14 protein-coding genes are annotated in these 18,454 nt (G+C 71.0%); 6 read left to right on the top strand and 8 right to left on the bottom strand.

Going from position 1 to position 18,454, the window contains the following annotated elements; genetic code table 11:
• Nucleotides 1-343 precede the first annotated feature (343 nt).
• From O7543_RS18440 to O7543_RS18430, 3 genes are all read left to right on the top strand, one after another.
• Nucleotides 344-3,439 (top strand): LuxR family transcriptional regulator, encoded by a 3,096-nt coding sequence (locus O7543_RS18440; protein WP_281552704.1) that lies wholly within the window; start codon nt 344-346, stop codon nt 3,437-3,439.
• A gap of 236 nt (nt 3,440-3,675) precedes the next feature.
• Nucleotides 3,676-4,440, top strand: coding sequence for a DUF5995 family protein (locus tag O7543_RS18435; protein WP_281552705.1), 765 nt, complete (start codon nt 3,676-3,678; stop codon nt 4,438-4,440).
• Between the two features lie 274 nt (nt 4,441-4,714).
• Nucleotides 4,715-5,611 (top strand): NAD(P)H-binding protein, encoded by an 897-nt coding sequence (locus O7543_RS18430; protein ID WP_281552706.1) that lies wholly within the window; start codon nt 4,715-4,717, stop codon nt 5,609-5,611.
• On the opposite strand, the gene O7543_RS18425 is transcribed toward O7543_RS18430, so the two are convergent.
• From O7543_RS18425 to O7543_RS18415, 3 genes are read right to left on the bottom strand one after another with little or no spacing between them, the layout of a single operon-like run.
• A complete protein-coding gene (locus O7543_RS18425; RefSeq protein ID WP_281552707.1) occupies nt 5,600-6,466 on the bottom strand; it encodes a Dam family site-specific DNA-(adenine-N6)-methyltransferase in 867 nt (288 codons plus the stop codon). The two genes, O7543_RS18430 and O7543_RS18425, sit on opposite strands and share 12 nt — an antisense overlap.
• Entirely contained in the window at nt 6,414-6,896 is a 483-nt protein-coding gene (locus O7543_RS18420) for an NUDIX hydrolase (protein ID WP_281552708.1), read from the bottom strand. The genes O7543_RS18425 and O7543_RS18420 overlap by 53 nt, the downstream gene beginning before the upstream one ends.
• Complete coding sequence (locus O7543_RS18415; protein WP_281552709.1) at nt 6,889-8,118, bottom strand: nucleotide disphospho-sugar-binding domain-containing protein; 1,230 nt, start codon at nt 8,116-8,118, stop codon at nt 6,889-6,891. Before O7543_RS18415 ends, O7543_RS18420 begins: the two co-directional genes overlap by 8 nt.
• Before the next feature lie 82 nt (nt 8,119-8,200).
• On the opposite strand from O7543_RS18415, the gene O7543_RS18410 reads away from it, so the two are divergent.
• Nucleotides 8,201-9,157 carry a class I SAM-dependent methyltransferase gene (locus O7543_RS18410; protein WP_281552710.1) on the top strand — a complete coding sequence of 319 codons (957 nt, stop codon included), beginning with the start codon at nt 8,201-8,203 and terminating at the stop codon, nt 9,155-9,157.
• Here the strand turns inward: O7543_RS18410 and O7543_RS18405 are convergent.
• The 3 genes from O7543_RS18405 to O7543_RS18395 all read right to left on the bottom strand — a co-directional run bounded on the left by O7543_RS18405 (nt 9,139) and on the right by O7543_RS18395 (nt 11,949).
• Nucleotides 9,139-10,311 (bottom strand): 4-hydroxybenzoate 3-monooxygenase, encoded by a 1,173-nt coding sequence (locus O7543_RS18405; RefSeq protein ID WP_281552711.1) that lies wholly within the window; start codon nt 10,309-10,311, stop codon nt 9,139-9,141. The two genes, O7543_RS18410 and O7543_RS18405, sit on opposite strands and share 19 nt — an antisense overlap.
• The gene (locus O7543_RS18400) at nt 10,311-11,213 is read right to left on the bottom strand and encodes a hypothetical protein (protein WP_281552712.1); all 903 of its coding nucleotides are present in this window, start codon (nt 11,211-11,213) and stop codon (nt 10,311-10,313) included. Before O7543_RS18400 ends, O7543_RS18405 begins: the two co-directional genes overlap by 1 nt.
• A 475-nt stretch (nt 11,214-11,688) precedes the next feature.
• Complete coding sequence (locus tag O7543_RS18395; RefSeq protein WP_281552713.1) at nt 11,689-11,949, bottom strand: hypothetical protein; 261 nt, start codon at nt 11,947-11,949, stop codon at nt 11,689-11,691.
• A 332-nt stretch (nt 11,950-12,281) separates the two neighbouring features.
• On the opposite strand from O7543_RS18395, the gene O7543_RS18390 reads away from it, so the two are divergent.
• Together O7543_RS18390 and O7543_RS18385 are read left to right on the top strand one after the other, a co-directional pair.
• On the top strand, nt 12,282-12,521 hold the full coding sequence (locus O7543_RS18390; RefSeq protein WP_278172180.1) for a DUF397 domain-containing protein: 240 nt from the start codon (nt 12,282-12,284) through the stop codon (nt 12,519-12,521).
• A 248-nt stretch (nt 12,522-12,769) separates the two neighbouring features.
• Entirely contained in the window at nt 12,770-13,597 is an 828-nt protein-coding gene (locus O7543_RS18385; RefSeq protein WP_281555790.1) for a helix-turn-helix transcriptional regulator, read from the top strand.
• A 67-nt stretch (nt 13,598-13,664) separates the two neighbouring features.
• Here O7543_RS18385 and O7543_RS18380 read toward each other — a convergent pair whose 3' ends face one another.
• The gene (locus O7543_RS18380; protein ID WP_281552714.1) at nt 13,665-16,025 is read right to left on the bottom strand and encodes an esterase-like activity of phytase family protein; all 2,361 of its coding nucleotides are present in this window, start codon (nt 16,023-16,025) and stop codon (nt 13,665-13,667) included.
• A gap of 137 nt (nt 16,026-16,162) precedes the next feature.
• Complete coding sequence (locus tag O7543_RS18375) at nt 16,163-18,124, bottom strand: PhoX family phosphatase (protein ID WP_281552715.1); 1,962 nt, start codon at nt 18,122-18,124, stop codon at nt 16,163-16,165.
• Nucleotides 18,125-18,454: the final 330 nt, after the last annotated feature.

Here is an 18,454-nt window from a genome sequence, read left to right as displayed (position 1 = left end):
CTGACCGTGCGGCGGCGGGTCCGGGCGGCTGGAACGGACCAGCCGGACGGCGGTTTCCGTCGCGCTCCGCAGTTGGCACAGTAACGGTGGGTCGACCTTACAGATGTACGGCAGATCGGGCCGGCTGCGTGGGTCGGGCCGGTGGGGCGGCGGTAGTTGCGGCGGAGCGTCCTCATGATCGCCTCCTGCGCGGTGGTGGTGGTGCTTCAGTCCGCTCCCGGGGTGGACCTGATCCGGTCCGTGTGGACCGACCTACGGGACGGACGGCTGAAACGGTCGCAGCCCAGCGCAGCCCTAGGATCTGTAGAACGACGTATGTCAGATACTCCCACCCTTTATGTCGGTGATCGGATTGACACAGTCACGCGATGGCAGGTCGCTGGCCCCCAGCTCCGACGAGGTTCCCTTCGTCGGGCGGCAGGCTCAGCTGCAGGTGTTGCACGAGTCGCTACGTAGGGTCGAGCGGGGGAACACGGCTGCTGTCTTCGTCATGGGCGAGAGCGGCATCGGTAAGTCGCGGCTGCTGAGCGCGGCCAGCGACCGGCTCCGTACTGCCGGTGCCCTGGTGCTCTCCGGGGCATGTCTGGACATTGGGGACTCATCGCCGCTGCACCCACTTCGGCAGGCTCTGCGGCGTTATCAGCCGGCGGCCGGCCGGGCTGGCGTTCTGTCCGGCGCCGCGGCCAACGAGTTGATCTCGGTGCTGGACGGCGAGGCCCGGCACCCCGACGGAGCCGGTGACCTGCTGGAACGGCTCACCCGTGGACTCGGCGCGGTCGCCGCCGGACGGACCCTGGTGCTGGTCATGGACGATCTGCAGTGGGCCGACCTGACCACCCGGCATCTGCTGCTGTACCTCCTCGCCGGGCTGGGGGACGTCCGGCTGCTGCTGCTCGGCGCCGCGCGGACCGAGACGCTGCGGGGCGACGATCCGATCCGCCGCATGCTGCTGGAGTTACGCCGGTCCCGGTCGCGTTCCGGGGCGGTCCACGTGTTGGATCTGGAGCCCCTGGACCGGACGGAAACCGCCCAACTCGTCGCGGAGCTGCTCGGCGGCGACCCGGAGCCGGACCTGGCCGAGTCGGTGTGGCGGCGCAGCGGTGGGGTGCCGTTCGTCGCCGAGGAGCTGGCCCGGGACGCCCGGGACGGCCGGGACGGCCTGTCGGAGACCCTGAGCGAGATCACCCTGGCCCACGTCGACGCCCTGCCGGCCGACGCCCAGCTCGTGTCACATGCGGTCGCCGCCGGCGTGGAGCCGGTCGCTCACGACCTGCTGGCCCGGGTCGCCCAGCTCGGCGAGGACCGGCTGCTGCAGGCGGTACGCGAGGCGGTCGGCCAGCGGGTGCTGTTGTCCGAGCCGGACGGGTACCGGTTCCGCTACCCGCTGATCCGGGAGGTCCTGGAGCCGCGGCTGCTGCCGGGCGAGCGGGTCCGGTGGCACCGGCGGTACGCCGAGGCGCTCGCCGCCGGCCCCACCGGTGACCTGCAGCACGCCCGGTTGGCGTACCACTGGCGGGAGGCCGGCGAGACCACCCGGGCGTTGCCGGCCGTGGTCGCCGCCGCCGAGGAGGCGGAGCGGCTGTACGGTTTCGCCGAGGCGTTCGAGCACTGGGCCAGCGCGGTCGACCTGGCCAACCAGGTCCCGCCGGCCTGGCTGGTCGAGTTCGACGCGACCACGCTGGGTCGACGCGCGGCGGAGGCGGCGCACCGCAGCGGCGAGCATGAGCGCGCGCTGACCCTGCTGGAGCAGTTGGCCACCAACCTGTTCGGCCCGCCGCCGTCCTGGCTGTACACCCTGCGGGCACGGTATCTGACAGCGGTCGGCCAGCTGGCCGAGGCGGAGCGCGAGTACGACCGGACGCTGGCCGCGGCCGACGCCACCTCCGGCGAGCGGGTCGCCGCCGCCGCGCACTCCGCCGACCTGCTGCTGCAACTCTGCCGGTACGCCGACGCTGGCCGGCGGGCCCAGGAGGCGCTGGACCTGGCAGCCGGGGTGCCCGACTGTGCGTCGGCGATGGTGCTGGCCGGGGTGACCCTCGGCTACAGCCAGGCGTACCTCAACGACCCGGCGGCGGGCAAGGAAGCGGTCCGGCAGGCGCGGCGTACCGCCGAACTGTCCGGCGGCCCGGCGGACGTCGCCGTCGCCGACCTGCAACTCGCCGAGCTGCTTAGTGGCCACCTCAACGAGTTGGAGGAGGGTGTCGCGGTCGCCCGCCACGGTGCGGAACGGGCCGAGCGGGTCGGGCTGGCCCGTACCTACGGCACCCGGTTGCTCTCCGCCGCCGCCAACGGGCTGTTCCGGCTCGGCCGGTGGAGCGAGGCCGAGGAGGCGATCACGGCCGCGCTGCGGCACCGGCCGTCCGGGGCCGACGCGGTAGAGCTGCTGCTGGCCCGCTGCCGGATCCATGTGGGGTTCGGCCACCTCGACGGTGCGGAGTCCGACCTGGAGGCGATCGAGACCCTGCTGGCCGCTGGCGGCGGGATGCGGCACATGCTGCCGTTGCTGACGTTGCGCGCCGGGCTGGCCATGTGGCGTGGCCGGCATGCCGAGGCGCGGGAGGCGGTACAGCAGGGCATCGACCTGGCCGAGCGGCACTCAGGTGACGTCTGGTTGCAGGCGCCGCTGGTCTGGCACGGGCTACGGGCCGAGGCGGAGGCCCGGTCCAGCGGGACACCGATCGATCCACAGGCGGTGCAGCGCCTGGTCAAGGTGGTCGGTCGGATGGAGCGCAGCAGCAACACGGAGACCGCGGCGCCGGTACGCGACGCGGTGATCGGCTACCGGGAGCTCTGCGCCGCGGAGATCAGCCGGATCGACGGCGGGTCGGACCCGGTGCTCTGGTCGCGGGCCGCCGAGGTATGGGAGCGGCGGTGCCATCCGTACCCGGCGGCGTACGCCCGGTTGCGCCAGGCCGAGGCGCTGTACGGGATCCGTACCCGTAACGCGGACGCGACCCGGGCACTGCAGGCGGCGTACCGGACCGCCCGGCGGCTCGGTGCCCGTCCGTTCACCGAGGAGATCCAGGCCCTGGCACGCCGCGCCCGGGTGGCGCTGAGCGCGGGTGAGTCGGAACCGATGCCCGAGGTGGACAGCCAGGAACGGGTCACTCTGCGGACCGGTCTGACCAGCCCGCCGACTGTCGGCGAACGGGTGGCCCGGGCGTTGGTCAACGACCGCGCGAAGCGGACCTCGATGGTCGAGCGGGCCGGCCAGGTGCTCGCTCCGGGCGGGCCGGACGAGCTTGCGGTGCTGACTGACCGGGAGCGTCAGGTGCTCGAACTGGTCGCGGAGGGACGGACCAACCGGGCGACGGCCGAGGTGCTGTTCATCAGCGAACGTACGGTCGGTGTGCACGTGTCGAACATTCTCAACAAGCTGCAGGTCAAGACGCGGGTGGAGGCGACCCGGGTGTTCATGCGTAACCAGCCGCGTGCCTGATACCCGACGGTGAACCTGCCAGTCCGGTGCGTAGCGGCCGCCGACCGGTCGGTCCACCCCGACCGGTTGACGTCGCCGCCGGAAAACCGCACACCGGGGCGGCGGGATCGGCCAGTGAGACACCCGTCGTTGCGCCGATACCTGCGGGTTGGCAGCGGCTGCCACTGTAGGGACCGACCGTTTCGGTGACGACCGCCCGCCCGGGGCGAGGGAGCACTGCAGACTGGAGGCGTTCGATGCCAGAACTCCGCTGGGGTCACGTGCATGACCAGATCATCGATGTCCTCAACCACCGGCCGACCGACGTCGCCGGCGTGGTCGAGGATCTGGCGGCGCTGCAGAAGCTGCTCGAGGCAGCCACGCCGAGTGACAGCGACAATCCGGTGGCCGACTTCAACCATCTCTACTGGGTGATCACCAGCACCATCGACGAGCGGCTGCAGGCCGGTGAGTTTGCCGACCCTGACTTCCTCACCCTGCTGGACATCGAGTTCGCGGAGCGGTACTTCGCTGCGCTGCGCTGCTGGGGCAACCGGGGCGACACCCCGGCGGCCTGGGAGGTGCTGTTCAGCCGGCTGCGCGACGAGAGCGTACGGTCGTTGCCGTCGGCCGCCGCCGGGGTGAACGCGCACATCAACTACGACCTGCCGTTCGCCCTGATGAGCACCTGGGCCAAGCTCGGGTCGGGCCCGGACAACGACGAGCAGCACCGCGACTACCTCTACATCAACGAAATCTTCTTCGACCGGATCCCGCAGCTGCGGCGCAGCTACCTGAGTAGCTGGCAGATCTGCCTCGACCGGCTCAACGGGCAGGTCGACGACTGGTACCAGAACCGGTTGGTGGAGTTCACCCGGGACATCGCCTGGCGGGACGCGGCTCGTATGTGGCCGATGCGGGACGACCCGACGGTGCTGGAGAGTGAGCGGTTGCGGATGGACCGGCACACCGCCTTCCTGGGCTGGGCGTTGCTCTCGCCGGTGGGCAGCCTGCTGCAGTGACGCCCGGCCGGGTGTCTGCCGGCTTCGCTGCTGGTGGCATCCGCTGTGGGCAGCCATCGCCAGCGTGCCCCATTTGCCCGTTATGTGGTCTAGGGTGGCTCGTGATGGGCAGCCGCGGGCGAAGACGTCGGCCACCGGGGCGGCCATCGGATCGTCGGTCGGCGGGTCGTCTGCTGTCGGGTTGTCGGTCGGCGGGCAGGGTTCGCTGTGCGGCGCGGGCGCGGACCGGCGAGGGCGATCGTGGGGCCGCCCCGCAGGGACCTAGGAGCTGACAATGATCACTGTCACCGGTGCCGCCGGCCAGCTGGGCCGGTTGGTCGTCGACGAGTTGCTGGACAGCGGACTGCCACCGGCGCAGCTCGTCGCCGTCGTACGGAACCCGGACAAGGCCGACGACCTCGCCGCACGCGGCGTACAGGTCCGGCACGGGGACTACGACCAGCCGCAGACTCTCGGGCCGGCCCTGGCCGGGACCCGCAAGCTGCTGCTGATCAGCGGCAGCGAGGTCGGCCGGCGGATCGACCAGCATCGCAACGCGGTGGCGGCGGCGAAGGCGGCCGGAGTCGACCTGATCGCGTACACCAGCATCCTCAAGGCCGACACCAGCAGCGTCCCGTTGGCCGCCGAACACCTCGCCACCGAACAGCTGATCCGGGACAGCGGCCTGCCGTTCGTGCTGCTGCGCAACGGCTGGTACCTGGAGAACTACACCGGATCGGTGCTGCCGCAGGCGCTCGCCACCGGCAGCGTGCTGGGTGCTGCCGGCTCGGGTCGGGTCGCCGCCGCGACCCGGGCCGACTTCGCCGCCGCAGCCGTCGCGGTGTTGACCGCCCCGGCACCCGCCGGCGCCGCTGCCAACGCCGGCACCGCCGGCACCGTGTACGAGCTTGGCGGCGACGAGCCCTTCACCCTGGCGGAGTTGGCCGCCGAGATCAGCCGGCACAGTGGGCGGGAGATCGGCTACCAGGATCTTCCGGCCGACGTCTACGCCAAGGCGCTGACCGACGCCGGGGTACCGGAGGCGTTCGCCAGCGTGCTGGCCGCCTCCGACGTCGGCATCGCCCGGGGCGACCTGACCACCGACAGCGGCGACCTCGCCCGACTGATCGGCCGGCCCACCACGTCGCTCGGCGAAGCTGTCCGGGCCGCCCTGGCCGGCCTACCGGGCTGATCCGCCACTCGGCAGCTGATAGTTGGTGACGAGCAGATCCCAGCTGCCCCGCTTCGCCGACTGCAGGTTGATGTCCCGGCGGGTCGCCATCCGGGTGATCAGGAAATCCGCGCCGAACAGCTCCCGCACGAACGGCGTGTCGCTGTTGGTCAGGGTCAGCCGGACGCCGCGCCGGCTGGCCCGTACCATCGCGTCCCGCAGCCGCACGTGATCGGCCGGCCCGAACTGCGCCGAGGTGTACCGCCGAAAGTCAGCCCAGCCGCCGAGCGGTACGTACGGTGGATCCAGGTAGACCCAGTCGTCGGCGGCGGCCTCGTCGAGCTGCTCGGCGAAGTCGGCCACCCGTAGGTCAACTCCGGCCAGTGCGTGCGCGGCGTCCAGTAATACCCGCCGGTTGTAGTACGGCCGGTCGTAGGCGCCGTATGGCGCGTTGAACTCGCCCCGTCGGTTGACCCGCCACAGCCCACGGAACGCCGTCTTGTTCAGGTAGATCACCCGGACCGCGCGTTCCAGATCGGAACAGTCTGTCGGCGACCGGCGGCGTACCGCCGCGAAGTGCTCCGGCGTGTTCGGTTGCTCGTCCAGCAGCTGCATCACCGCTTCGGGGTCGCGGGCGACCTCCCGGAAACAGACGATCAACTCAGGGTTGGCGTCACTGAGCACCGCCCGCTGCGGCGCCAGCTCGAAGAAGACCGCTCCGCTGCCGAGGAACGGCTCCCGGTAGCTGCCGGTGAACGGCGGCGCCGCGGCGACGAGGGCGGCGGCGTACCGGGTCTTCCCGCCCGCCCACTTGAGGAACGACCTACCGTCCGCCCTGGTGGTGGAGCGCGCGGACCTGGCGCCGGCCCGGATCATGGAGCGGATCATACGGGGCGGTGACCCGCCAGGCGTAGTGCGGCGAGGCGAGGAATTCGGCGAGCAGGCTCGCCGAGCCGGGAGCGAACGGCCGGCCGTCGCTGATCTGGTCCGGCCGCAGGAACTCCATCGCGGCACCCTCGCCGAGCCGGACGTCGCACTGCCGGGCACGGGTGGAGCCGAAGTAGTAGTGCGCCGTCCGCTGCGGGTTCAGCTGCCGGCGGCAGAACAACCGTAACCCGTGCTCGGGGCGCAACCCGGTCTCCTCGGCGAGTTCGCGTAACGCCGCCTGCTCCGGTGTCTCCCCGGGCTCGCAGTGCCCGCCCGGCACGCACCAGGCGTGCGGATGGCTCGGCGCGTTGCCGTCCCGTAGCTGCAGCAGCACGGAACCCGCCGGATCGACCAGTAGCACCGCGGCGACGTCACCCATCGGTCCAGTGTGCGGCCGAACCGCTGGTGACGGGGGCGAGCGCCGAAAGCTGGTCGGCGTGGCGGTCGATTCCACCCGGATGTGCGAGCCGGGTGGCGATTTCGGCCGGTGCCGGCAGCCTCGACATCAGCTCGGCCGCGTAGGCCACCCCACTGGCCGGACCGGTCTCGGCCAGCAGCTCGGCGAGCAACTGCGGGGTCACCTCCTCGGGTGCGCAGCCCAGGCCGAGCCGGTGCCGTCGAACCAGGTCGGCGTTGCCGAACTGGTCGCCGCCGTGCGGCAGGACCAGTTGCCGTACCCCGGAACAGATCGCGCCCATCATCGTCCCGGAGCCGCCGTGGTGCACCACGGCGGAGCAGCCGGCGAGCACCTGGTGCAGCGGCAGCCAGCCGGCGGGCCGGACGTTGCCCGGCAGCGGCCCGAGCGCCGTCACGTCGGTGTCGGCGCCGAGGGCCAGCACGAACTCCGCGTCGGTCTGCGCGGCGGCGTCGATGGTGCGGCGCAGTCCGGTCAACCCGGCCAGCGCCGGCACCACGGTACCGAGGGTGATCAGCACCCGGGGGCGCGCGGTGGGCAGCCGGAGCCAGTCCGGCAGCGCACCGCCGGCGTTGTACTGCACGTACCGCATCGACCATCCATCGCCGTCGCCGATCATCAGCTCGGTCGGTGCCAGGTGCAGGACCACCCGGTCGGGCAGCTCCAGTGGTACGCCGTTGCGCTCGTACGCCGCCGCCAGGTACGGCAGGAACCGAGCGGCCAGCGCCTCTTCGCGGAACAGGTTGAACCCGTGCTCGACGGCGGGCACCCGCAGTGCACGGGCGGCCAGCAGGCCGGCCGGATGCAGTCGGGAGTGCACCACCAGGTCCGGCCGCCACCAGCGGGCCAACGTCACCGTCCCGTCCGCCATCAGGTCGGAGACCCGTCCGAAGGTCTCCAGCAGCAACGGGTCGGTACGGCTGCCGGCGGTGGCGATCCGCCGGCCCCGCTCGCGCATCCGGGCGGCAAGTTCATCGGTGGTGCCGGTGCCGGTGCCGAACACGGCGGCGATCGGGGCGCCGGGGGCGACGTCCACCGCCGGCAGACCGGCCTGGGCCGCGCCGGCCAGTCCTTCGGCGGCGGTGCCGACCAGTACGTCGTGGCCGGCGGCCCGCAATGCCCAGGCGAGCGGCACGGTGGGGAAGAGATGCCCGACTCCGGGCGGGCTGGTGAACAGGACGCGCACCGAGAAACCTTCCGGTTGACACTGGGATCGACAATGGATAATTTATCGTGATTCATCCGGTTTCGCGAGAGGGAGTTCATCGATGGCTGGGCCGACGGACATCCCGTTCACTCCGGAGCTGCACCTGCGACTGCTACTGAGCATCGACCGCGGACACAACGTGCAGCGCGCGGTCCGCAGCGCGGTGCGACCCGGTGACCGGGTGCTCGACGCCGGCACCGGCAGCGGACTGCTGGCGCTGGTCGCCGCCGACGCGGGCGCCGCCGAGGTGGTCGCGGTCGACCGGCACCACGTCGGCATGGCCGAGCAGATCGCCCGGCACAACGGGGTCGCCGACCGGATCACCTTCGTCGAGTCCGACCTCGCCGATCTCGACCCGGAGGATCTCGGTGGCCGGTTCGACGTACTCCTGGGCATGATCCACACCAATAACCCGTTGCTGGACGAGGAGCGCTCCCGGCTGGTCGTCGAGCTGCGTCGCCGGTTCGGCACGGCCGACTGTCGGGTGCTGCCCGGCGAGGTACGCTACCTGGCCACCGGCTGCGAGCGGCTGGACTGGGACCTGCCGACCGAGCTGACCGATCTGGCCCAGGCCACCGAGGCGCTGCAGGGGGCGTACGGCTGGGATTTCCAGCCACTGCTGGACGCGGTCCGTGACGGTGTCGCGATGCGTGCCGCCCGTCCGGCCAAGGGGGTTGCCCCGGCCTGGCGGTCGCCGACCCGGTCCGGCGCGCTGCGCTTCCCGCGAAGGGACGTACGGCTGCTCACCGCCGCCGAGGACTGGGTGACGGTGGACTACCAGGCGTCGTCGTTCGACGGGTTCCCCGACCAGGTGCGGCTCACCGCGACCGCCGCCGGGCGACTGACCGGGGTGATCTGGACCCAGCAGCTGCGGTACGCCGGAGTGCCGCTGTGGACCAGCGAGTCGTACAGCCCGCTGGCCGGCCCGTGCCATGTCGGCCCGGGGCAGAAGCTGGTCTTCGGCACCGGTGCGACGTGGCGGGCGACCAACGTCCTCAGTCACCACCACCCGACGTAGTCCTCCAGGAACGCGGCCAGGTAGGCCGGTGAGTCGACCAGCCGGGTCAGCCGCGCCGCCTGCACCCGGTGCAGGAACGCCGCGTCGGCCGTGCCGTACCCGGGGGTGTTGACCAGGTCCATCATCCAGTGCACGAACTCCTGGGCGCGCCAGATGCGGGCCAGCCGGTGCTGCGAGTAGGCGTCCGACCGGCGGTGGTCGCCGGTGGTGAACCGCTCGATCAGCCCCAGTGCCAGCTCCTCCGCGTCGGCCAGGGCCAGGTTGAAGCCCTTGCCACCGACCGGTGGCACGATGTGCGCGGCGTCGCCGGCGAGGAACAGTGACCCGTACCGCATCGGATCGCAGACCAGGCTGCGCATCCGGACGGTGCCGGTGTCGGTGACCGGCCCGGTGTGCAGCGTCCACGGTTCGTCCAGGGCCAGCCGGATCCGGACCTCCTTCCAGATCCGCTCGTCCGGCCAGTCCGCCCGGGTCTCGTCCCGCCCGCATTGCAGGTAGAACCGGCTCACCGTCGGCGTCCGGCGGACGTGCACGCAAGCCCCGGACTCGTGCAGGGCGTTGATCACGCAGTCGCTGGACGGCGGGGCTTCGGCGAGCACCGACAGCCAGGCGTAGTCGTACTGGTAGTCGGCGCAGCGCAGCGCCCCGGCGGGGACTGCCCGCCGGGCGACGCCGTACTCGCCGTCGCAGCCGGCCACCACGTCGCAGTGCAGCTCGCGGCCGTCGGCGAGCCGGATGCGGGGCTGCCCAGTCAGGTCGTCGATCGCCTCCGCCGCAGTCTCGAACCGCAGGTCACCGCCGTCGGCGAGGTAGGTGTCGACCAGATCGCGGACCAGGAACTGCTGCGGGTAGATGTAGTGGCTGCGGCCGTTGGCCAGCGGCTCGTAGTGGACCGGGTAGCGCCGCCCGCCGAGCCGGAACTCGACCGCGTCCTCGACCGCACCGGTCCGCAGCAGTCCGCCGGCCAGGTCGTGCCGGCGAAGCAGGTCGACCACCCGATCCTCCACGGTGGCGCCCCGGGCGCGGTTGGCGACGTACTCGCGGTCCCGACGCTCCAGCACCACACAGTCCACCCCGGCCCGGCGTAGCAGCACTGCCAGCAGCATCCCGGCCGGTCCGGCGCCGATGACGCCGACCTGGGTACGTTCGTTCATCACCGGTCATCACCGGCCGGCTGGTCGACGTGGCCGTCGGCGTCCGCGTCGGGCGTTTCGTCTCCGTGGCCACCCAGGCCGGTGTCCGGCGTCCCGCCGTCTTCGGGCCCACCGGGTGTCCCGCCTCTGTCGGTTCGGTCCCGGTGGCTGCCGTGCAGCGCGAACAGCCGGGCCCGCATCATCTGCCGTACCACCTGCACCCCCGGAGACGTGCTGCGCCCCGCCGACCGGGCGGCCATCCGGAGGCTGGGCAGCACGTCGCCGCCGAACCGGGCGCAGATCAGTTGGTGCGCCTCGTACGCCTCGACGGTGCCTTCGACGAACTCGTCGAAGGCGCTACCCAACCGGGCCGGGCCGATCTTGGATCGCATCGCGCGGACCTCGGTGAACAGCGCCATGAGGTGGGCGTGGTCGCGGGTCTGCAGTCCACTGAAGCCGGCCCGCACCGCTGGCGGTGCCATCGCCGGACGGATCAGTCGCTCGTAGTCGACCGGCGAGAAGTCCGAGGTGAACCGGAAGGCGGCCGCCGAGCTGCGCATGAACGCCGTGGCGACCCGCAGCGCGGCTCGTGCCTCGGCCTCGTCGCCGTCGGCGCTGGCACCGAGGAAGCAGTTCAGCCCGGTGATCGCCCCCTGCATCAGGGTGAAGAAGAACTGGTGACCGATCAGCCACCGGTCGGCGGCGGCGTCGGAGTCACCCGGGTCCGTCCCGTTCGACTGCGGGTGCGGCGGGCGTTGGACGGGCTTGTCCAGAACGCCGATCGGCTGGTTGCCGACGTCGTGGCCCGCGTACCGGTACAGGCTTTCCAGCCCGAGCCAGAGCTGGGCGACATAGCCGTCGCTGAGCTGCGAAAGCCCATTTTTGTGGACGTTCTCCCGAACCGCCAGATGCGCTATTGCCAAGGCGTGGAGAAACGCTGATTCCGGCCTGTGACGGGTACGGCGGATCTGGAAGTAGCGGTCATGCTCCTGGTAGTCGACGGAGGCCGGGTCGGCCGGGCCGCCCGACATCGCGTTGTCGAGCGGCTCCGGGGCCGAGGTTTGGGGGCCGTCGGCGGTTGCCGCGCGGAGTCGGTGCCGGTTGGTCGGCAGTAACTCCGGATAGGGTAGACACAGTGCGCCATCAGACACAGGGCAGCCCTTCTGGTGGCTTCCGGGCATGGGTACGGTGTCGCAATACCGCGCCGACGGAGTGGCCTATTCACCGCGCCGCCGGTGATCAAGAATTCTGGGAAATTCTCGCGGCTGCTGTGATGGCTGTCAATCCCTGTGTAGTTTTTCGCCTACTGAGTGGTGACTTTGTGCACGTCAGCGGCGCGATATTGAGTCTGGTGACCGGCGGGGTGGTCGTCGGTCCCCTCCGGCTGGCGGGCGACCGTCAACGGTGCACCCGGTCCAGCATCGGGTCGGTCTCGGCCCGTGGCAGCACGTACGGCGCGGTGATGGTGTCCACTCCGGTGCCACGCGAGCCGGTCGGCCGGTAGGTGACGGTCGCCGCGCCGGCCGAGGCGGTCTCGACGATCCCGGCGCACCAGGTGCCGCCGCGGTAGACCCAGACCGGGTCGGACGGCTGGTAGCGGTCGGTCGGGTAGACGTCCCGGGGATCGCGTTGGTTGGGGTTGAGGATGGGAGCCGGCATGCTCATCGCCCTCCTGTCTCGCTGCGCGCGGTGTGTCTCGTGGCTGCTGCCGTCGGATGACTCCGGAGGCAGCTGACCGGCCCGCAAAGTGGTGACTCTGCGTGCATCGTTGTCTACGCCGCCCCTGGTCTTATCGGGGGTGATGTCGTCGAATGTCCGATTATTCATCACGATGGGTAAACCGCCGGATACAAGTTCACGTGCGCTATCATGCTCGCAACACCTTGCAGGCGCAAGAGCAGATGCACGTGCATTTGACCCTTCCGCGACGAGGCGCGGCCGCCCCTGGAGTCCTACGTCTGTTGCGACAATGTCCGATTTGGATTTTATGTATGCATAAGCCGGATAGTGACGTTCCAAGTACCGACCTGCCGACCCTCGCCTGGCGTAAGAGCGGCCGCAGCAACCCCAGCGGGAACTGCGTCGAGCTTGCCCGGCTGCCCGGTGGCAGCGGGATCGCTCTGCGTAACTCCCGCTACCCGGACGGTCCGGCGCTGATCTACACCCGTGCGGAGATCGAGGCGTTCATCCTCGGCGCCCGGGACGGTGACTTCGACGACCTGATTCGCTAGCATCGATCCGGCCGGTGGCCTGCACCGTGGGGCCCGTCCGGACTCTGCTGGTGACGACCGTCCGCACCGCACGGCGGTGTCCACTGGTCGGACCGGTATCGACGGGGCCTTAGGGATCACCCTCAGGTCATGGCATGCTTACTCGCCAAGAGTAGCTGCCATACGACGTGACGGTGTCCGGAGGTCGGTGGGTGACGATGACGGCCCAGCCAGATGGCGGATCGGCGACCGGGCCGACCGTGCTGCGGATGCTGCTCGGCGCGCAGCTGCGGCGGCTCCGGGAGAGCCAGGGAGTGAGCCGGGAGGCGGCCGGCTGGCACATCCGCGCCTCCGAATCGAAGATCAGCCGGATGGAGCTCGGCCGGGTCGGCTTCAAGGAACGCGACGTCACCGACCTGCTCACCCTCTACGGAGTGACCGACTCACGGGAACGCACAGCGCTGCTCGGGCTCGCCCGGCAGGCGAACACGCCCGGCTGGTGGCACCGGTACGGCGACATCCTGCCCAGTTGGTTCCAGTCCTACCTGGGGCTGGAAGCGGACGCGAAGATGATCCGCAGCTACGAGGTCCAGTTCGTACCCGGCCTGCTGCAGACCCGCGACTACGCCCGCGCGGTGGTCCTACTCGGACACGGACGGGCCCCAGCCGACGAAGTGGAACGCCGGGTCGAGCTGCGGATGGAGCGTCAGGAGCTGCTCCATCGGCCACAGCCACCGAATCTGTGGGCGGTGATCGACGAGGCGGTGCTGCGCCGGCCGATCGGTGGTCCCGCCGTGATGCGCGAGCAGATCAACGCCCTGATCGAGGCGACCAAGCTACCGAACGTACGGCTGCAGGTCGTGCCGTTCGACGCCGGCGGGCACGCCGCCGCCGGCGGAGCCTTCACCATCCTGCGCTTCGCCGACCAGGACCTGCCCGACATCATCTACATCGAGCAACTGACCAGCGCGATCTACCTGGACAAGCGGGAGGACGTCGACCATTACGCCGCCGCGATGGAGCGGCTCTGCGTCGAGGCCGACCCGCCCGCTCGTACCCAGGACCTGCTCCACCAGATTCTGCGCGACCTGGACTGAGCCGACAGACCGACCCGGTGGCGCGGGCGTGACCGCAGCTGGCCACGCCCGCGACCCCGGGGCCGGGCTAGCGTCGACCCCGACCGAACACCCGATCGGCCGAGCCGAGCCGGAGGAACACCGTCTCGCCGGTGGCGTCCTGGGCTCCGTCGTTGTCGGTGATTATGTAGACCTGCCGGTCCCCGCCGACGGTGAGCCCTTCCAGCTTCTCCTGCGTCCACCCGTTGCCGGCCTGCAGATCGGGCAGCACGTCGTACGCGAGCCGCTTCGGCAGCACCGGCAGCAGACCCGGTGCCGGGTCGCCGGTCGGTAGGTCGACCGTGTAGATCCGCTTGATCCGGGCGGCCGGCCCGCTGAGCTTGTCCCGCTCGATCACCGCGAGCCGGCCGTCGCCGATCGAGGCGATCTCGGACAGGCCGATCCAGTCGCCGGCGACATCGGTGCTCTCCAGCCGGTATCCGAACCAGGCCCAGGTGCCGCCGGGTACGTCGTAACGACCGAGCCGGACCACCCCGGCCGGATCGCTGGCCACGCCCCGCTGCAACACCACCCACACCTGCTCCCGGCCTCGCCGGTCGGTGAGCGCGGTCACCCCCTCCAGCCCTTGGCTGCCGAGCCCGGCGGCCACCTCGTCGGGCAGCGACACGACCTGTCGGGTCACCCCCGACCGGTCCAGCCGGACCAGCTGGTTGGCGGCACCGGTCGCTCCCTCCGAGACCAGCCAGAACCCGCCCTGCGGCCGGGCGAACAGGCCTTCGGCGTCGTAGCCGGCCGGCTTCCCGGACGCGTCGCGGACCACCAGATCGTCGACGATGCGCGCCGGGCTGTGCCGGGTGTCGATGGTGTAGATCCGGGTCGGCGAGTAGAGGGCGTCGCTTGCCGCGAACAGTTGGTGTCGCTCGCCGGGGACGGCAGTGAGCGCGCCGAGCCCGCCCCAGCCGATCGGTGCCCGGTCGGGGCCCCGTCCGCTGGTCTGAGACACCAGCGTCGGGAACGACGGGGTGTCCGCACCCAGCCGGTACAGGTTTACCGCAGCGCGTACTCCGGCCTCGGCGTCGTCGACCTCGCTGGAGACCGCGAGCAACCCGCGGGACGGGATCGGCAGTAGCCCCTCCGGACCGTTGGTCGTCGCCAGCACCTGACGCAGCACCGGCCTGGTCGGCCTGGTCAGGTCGTAGACGGCGACGAAGTTGCTCCGTTCGGAGCCGACGAATGCGTACCGGGTGCGGCCGAACGTGGCGACCGCGATGCCCTCCGGCTCGGCGCCCTTGTTGTCGGCTCGGTTGTCGTTGTGCAGCCCGTGGCGAACCGCCAGGTGTTCAAAGGAGTTGCCGGCGTCCCAGACCACCCGGCCGGTCCGGCTGTCGAAGATCGACCAGCCCCGGGTGCCGCCCTTCCAGTCCCCTTCGTTCGCGGTCGCCAGGTAGCGGTCGTCGATCCAGGCCACCGCGTCCGGTTCCCGGGGCAGGTCGGTGATCGTGCCAGTCAGGTCGATCACCCCGTCGTCGGCGGTGTCGATACCGGTCACCGTGGCGGTCCCGGCGCCGAACGCCTTGGTGATCCGCCCGCTGCGCAGGTCGACCAGGACCACGCCGTTGTTCTCCTGCAGGGTCACCGCGACCTGGTCACGACCGTTGATCGACACGTACTCCGGCTCCGGATCGGCCGGGGTGTCCAGCCCGGCGGTGGCCAGACCGGGCAGCGCGCTGCCGTCGGCGGCGGTCAGCGACACCGTACGGGTCGACCAGGTTGCCGGGTGGCGCCCGGTCAGGTCGACGATCTGCAGGAACCCGGCCGGCGGCTGCGGCAGGTCGCCTTCGTCGCCGCCGAGCGGGGTGGCGTCCTCGTCCCGTTCGTTCTCGATCGCGATCGCCGCGTAGCGGCCGTTGTCGCTGACCTCGATGGCGTCGGGCTGCCCGCCGAGTGGGATGCTGCGCACCCTGGTACGGGTGGCCAGGTCGACCACGTCGAGTCGGCCGGAGGGAGTGGTGTAGCTGGCACTGGTGTTGACGACGATCAGCACGTACCGGTCGACCACCGCGACCGAGGTCGGTTCGTCCTCGGCGTTGCCGAGCGTGGCCAGCGAGAGGGTGCCGAGACCGCGGGGGTTCCGTGGGTCGGTGATGTCGAGGAAGCCGACCCGCCGCCCGGCGGCGTCGGTGTAGATCATCGTCCGGCCGTCCGGGCTGACCGTGGAGATCTCCGCGACGGTCTCGGCGGTCGGGTCCTCACCGGCTGGTCGGTTGTGGAACACAGGGTACGTCGCGGTGCGGTCGAAAACGGCGGATCCGGGCCAGCCGGGCCTGTCATCGCGAGGACCGGCCGCCGCGCCGCCGGGGGCCACAACGGTCAGCGCGACGGTGGCGCAGAGGACGGCTGCGGTGGCGGCGGTGGTGACCAGCACCGCCGGACTTCTTCGGGTACGCATGTCTGGGCTCCGATATCGTCGAGAGAAGATGCCTTGGCGGGATACGACGGGAGCCGCGACCGGTCGGCGAGATCGGCCGCGGCTCCCGGAGCCCGTACGTCGGGCTCGGATGATGAGCAGGGGTGGACAGCGGGCGGTCAGGTACCGATGACGCCGCCATCGGCCTTGCGGATGACCACCGTCGCCGACCGGGGTCGGCCGGCCGGGTCGAAGTCGGGCCAGTTGCTCACCGCTCGCGGGTCCTCCGGCGTCGGACTGCCCCAGTACGTCGTGGACTCACCCGGATGCTGCACGTTGATGAACATGGTTCGCTGGTCCGGGGTGGTGACCACCCCGGTGATCTCCGCGCCGCGTGGGCCGACCAGGAACCGCCGGACCTCCCCGGTACGCGGGTCGGCGGCCAGCATCGCGTTGTTGCCGATATTGTCGTGGCCCCGGTCCGCGCGGTTCTGCGTCGAGTTCGACACGTCGGTCTGGATCCACAGCCGCCCGTCGCCGTCGAACCAGATCCCGTCCGGCGAGCCGAAGATGTTCGTCTCGTCGAGCTGCACCTGCGGGTCGTACGTCGGGTCACCGGCCAGCATGAACACGTCCCACTCGAAGCTGGTCGCGGTGTTGTCGCGGCCGCGCTCGCGCCACCGGACGATGTGCCCGTACGGGTTCGGGGTACGCGGGTTGACCGCACCGGGCCAGCCGGTGCCGTTGGTCAGGGTCAGGTAGACGTCGTTGTTCTTCGGATTGACCGCCACCCACTCCGGACGGTCCAGCGGGGTGGCGCCGACCGCGTCGGCCGCCTCCCGGGTACGCAGCAGCACATCGGCCTGGTCGTGCCAACCGTTCGCCCTGGTCAACGGCCCCTTGCCGTGCTTCAGTGGCAGCCAGACGCCCTTGCCGTCGTCGTCGAACCGGGCGACGTAGAGCGTGCCGTGGTCCAGCGGGCTGCGGCCCAACGCCCGCTGCATCCGCCACGGACCGTCGCCGACGAACTTGTAGAGGTAGTCACCGTCCTGGTCGTCGCCGCTGTAGACGACGACCCGACCGCGCGACTCCCAGAAGGTGGCACCTTCGTGCTTGAACCGACCGAGGGCGGTCCGCTTCACCGGGGTCGAGCGGGGGTTCATCGGGTCGATTTCCACCAGCCACCCGAAGCGGTTCAGCTCGTTGGGGTTGCGCGCCACGTCGAAGCGCGGGTCGGCCAGGTGCCAGCGGTAGCCGAACCCGGCGGCGTTGACCCCGTACCGGGCCTGCTCCGGCGTCGGCGACCACTGCGGGTCCTCGGTGCCGAAGTAGCCGTTCCAGTTCTCCTCACAGGCCACGTAGGTGCCCCACGGGGTGGCCCCGTGCGAGCAGTTGTTCAACGTACCCATCGGTGGGTTGTTCGAGCGCAGCGCCGGGTGCCGGCCGGACACCGGGCCGGAGAAGGCGACCGGCGTGGTGCCGGTGACCCGACGGTTGAACCGCGAGTCGACGTTGCGCCACCGGCCCCGCGACAGCTCCACCTCCACGACGCTGACCCCGTGACCGGCGAGCGCCTTGTCAACCTTGTCCCGGGTCATCTCCGCGTCGCCGTCGGGGTAGAGCAGGGTCCGGTCGACGTACTCGTGGTTGAGCACCAGCAGGCCGCGGCGGCTGCCCAGCGGGCCGCGACCCAGCGGGAAGAAGTGCATGCCGTCGTGGTGGCTGCCCACCTGCTCGGCCTGTTCGGCGGCGGTGTTCGTGGCGTCCTTGCGCCAGGCCGGGCCCCGGCTGTGCAGCGGGGTGCCCCATGGGATGAGCACGTCGGCGGTGTAGCCCGGCGGGACGGTGATGGCGTCGTCGGTGTTGGGCAGGACCGGGTCGAAGCCGAGCAGGCCACGCCGGCCGGGCCTGCCCTTGCCGTGGCCGTGCCCGTGGCCGCCGGCGCTGGCCGGCGCGTCGGTGCCGAGTGCGCCGCCGGCCGCGCCGAGGAAGGCCGCGGCGGCGATCACCGTACCGTTGCGGACGATGTCGCGGCGGCCGGCGCGGGCGGCGAGCACCTCACGGAACGGACGGTTGCCGGAAGGGTTCGAGCTGATGTCGTCCGGATCGGAACGGACGTGGCTGTCATGGTCGATTGACATGTCGATCCTCGCTCGGTCGGAAGCGGGCTGTCCGGTCCGGTGCCGTATCGTGCGCGGCGTGCGGACCGGTTCTGCCAGCGGTCCGGGCTGGACGGCGTCGCCGGCACCGGGACGGTATGCAGCGGACCGGGACCGCCCGCGAACGTGTGTGTGACCTGCTGGCGACGTCGAGATGAACGATCGATGTCCTGAACTGGGGTGTCGCCGAACCGTCCCTTGTCACGAAGGGGTAACGGGACCCGAATGTTTAACAGGTCACCACCGACCCGTCTGTGCTTCGAAACCCGCGTCTCCTAGATTTACTGAACTCACCCTCTGACCGGAGGAACG

Origin of the sequence: Solwaraspora sp. WMMA2080 (assembly GCF_027497395.1) — a bacterium.
Lineage (GTDB): Bacteria > Actinomycetota > Actinomycetes > Mycobacteriales > Micromonosporaceae > Micromonospora_E.
Note: the sequence above shows the minus strand (reverse complement) of the source record. Positions and strands in the feature narration are given on the sequence as shown.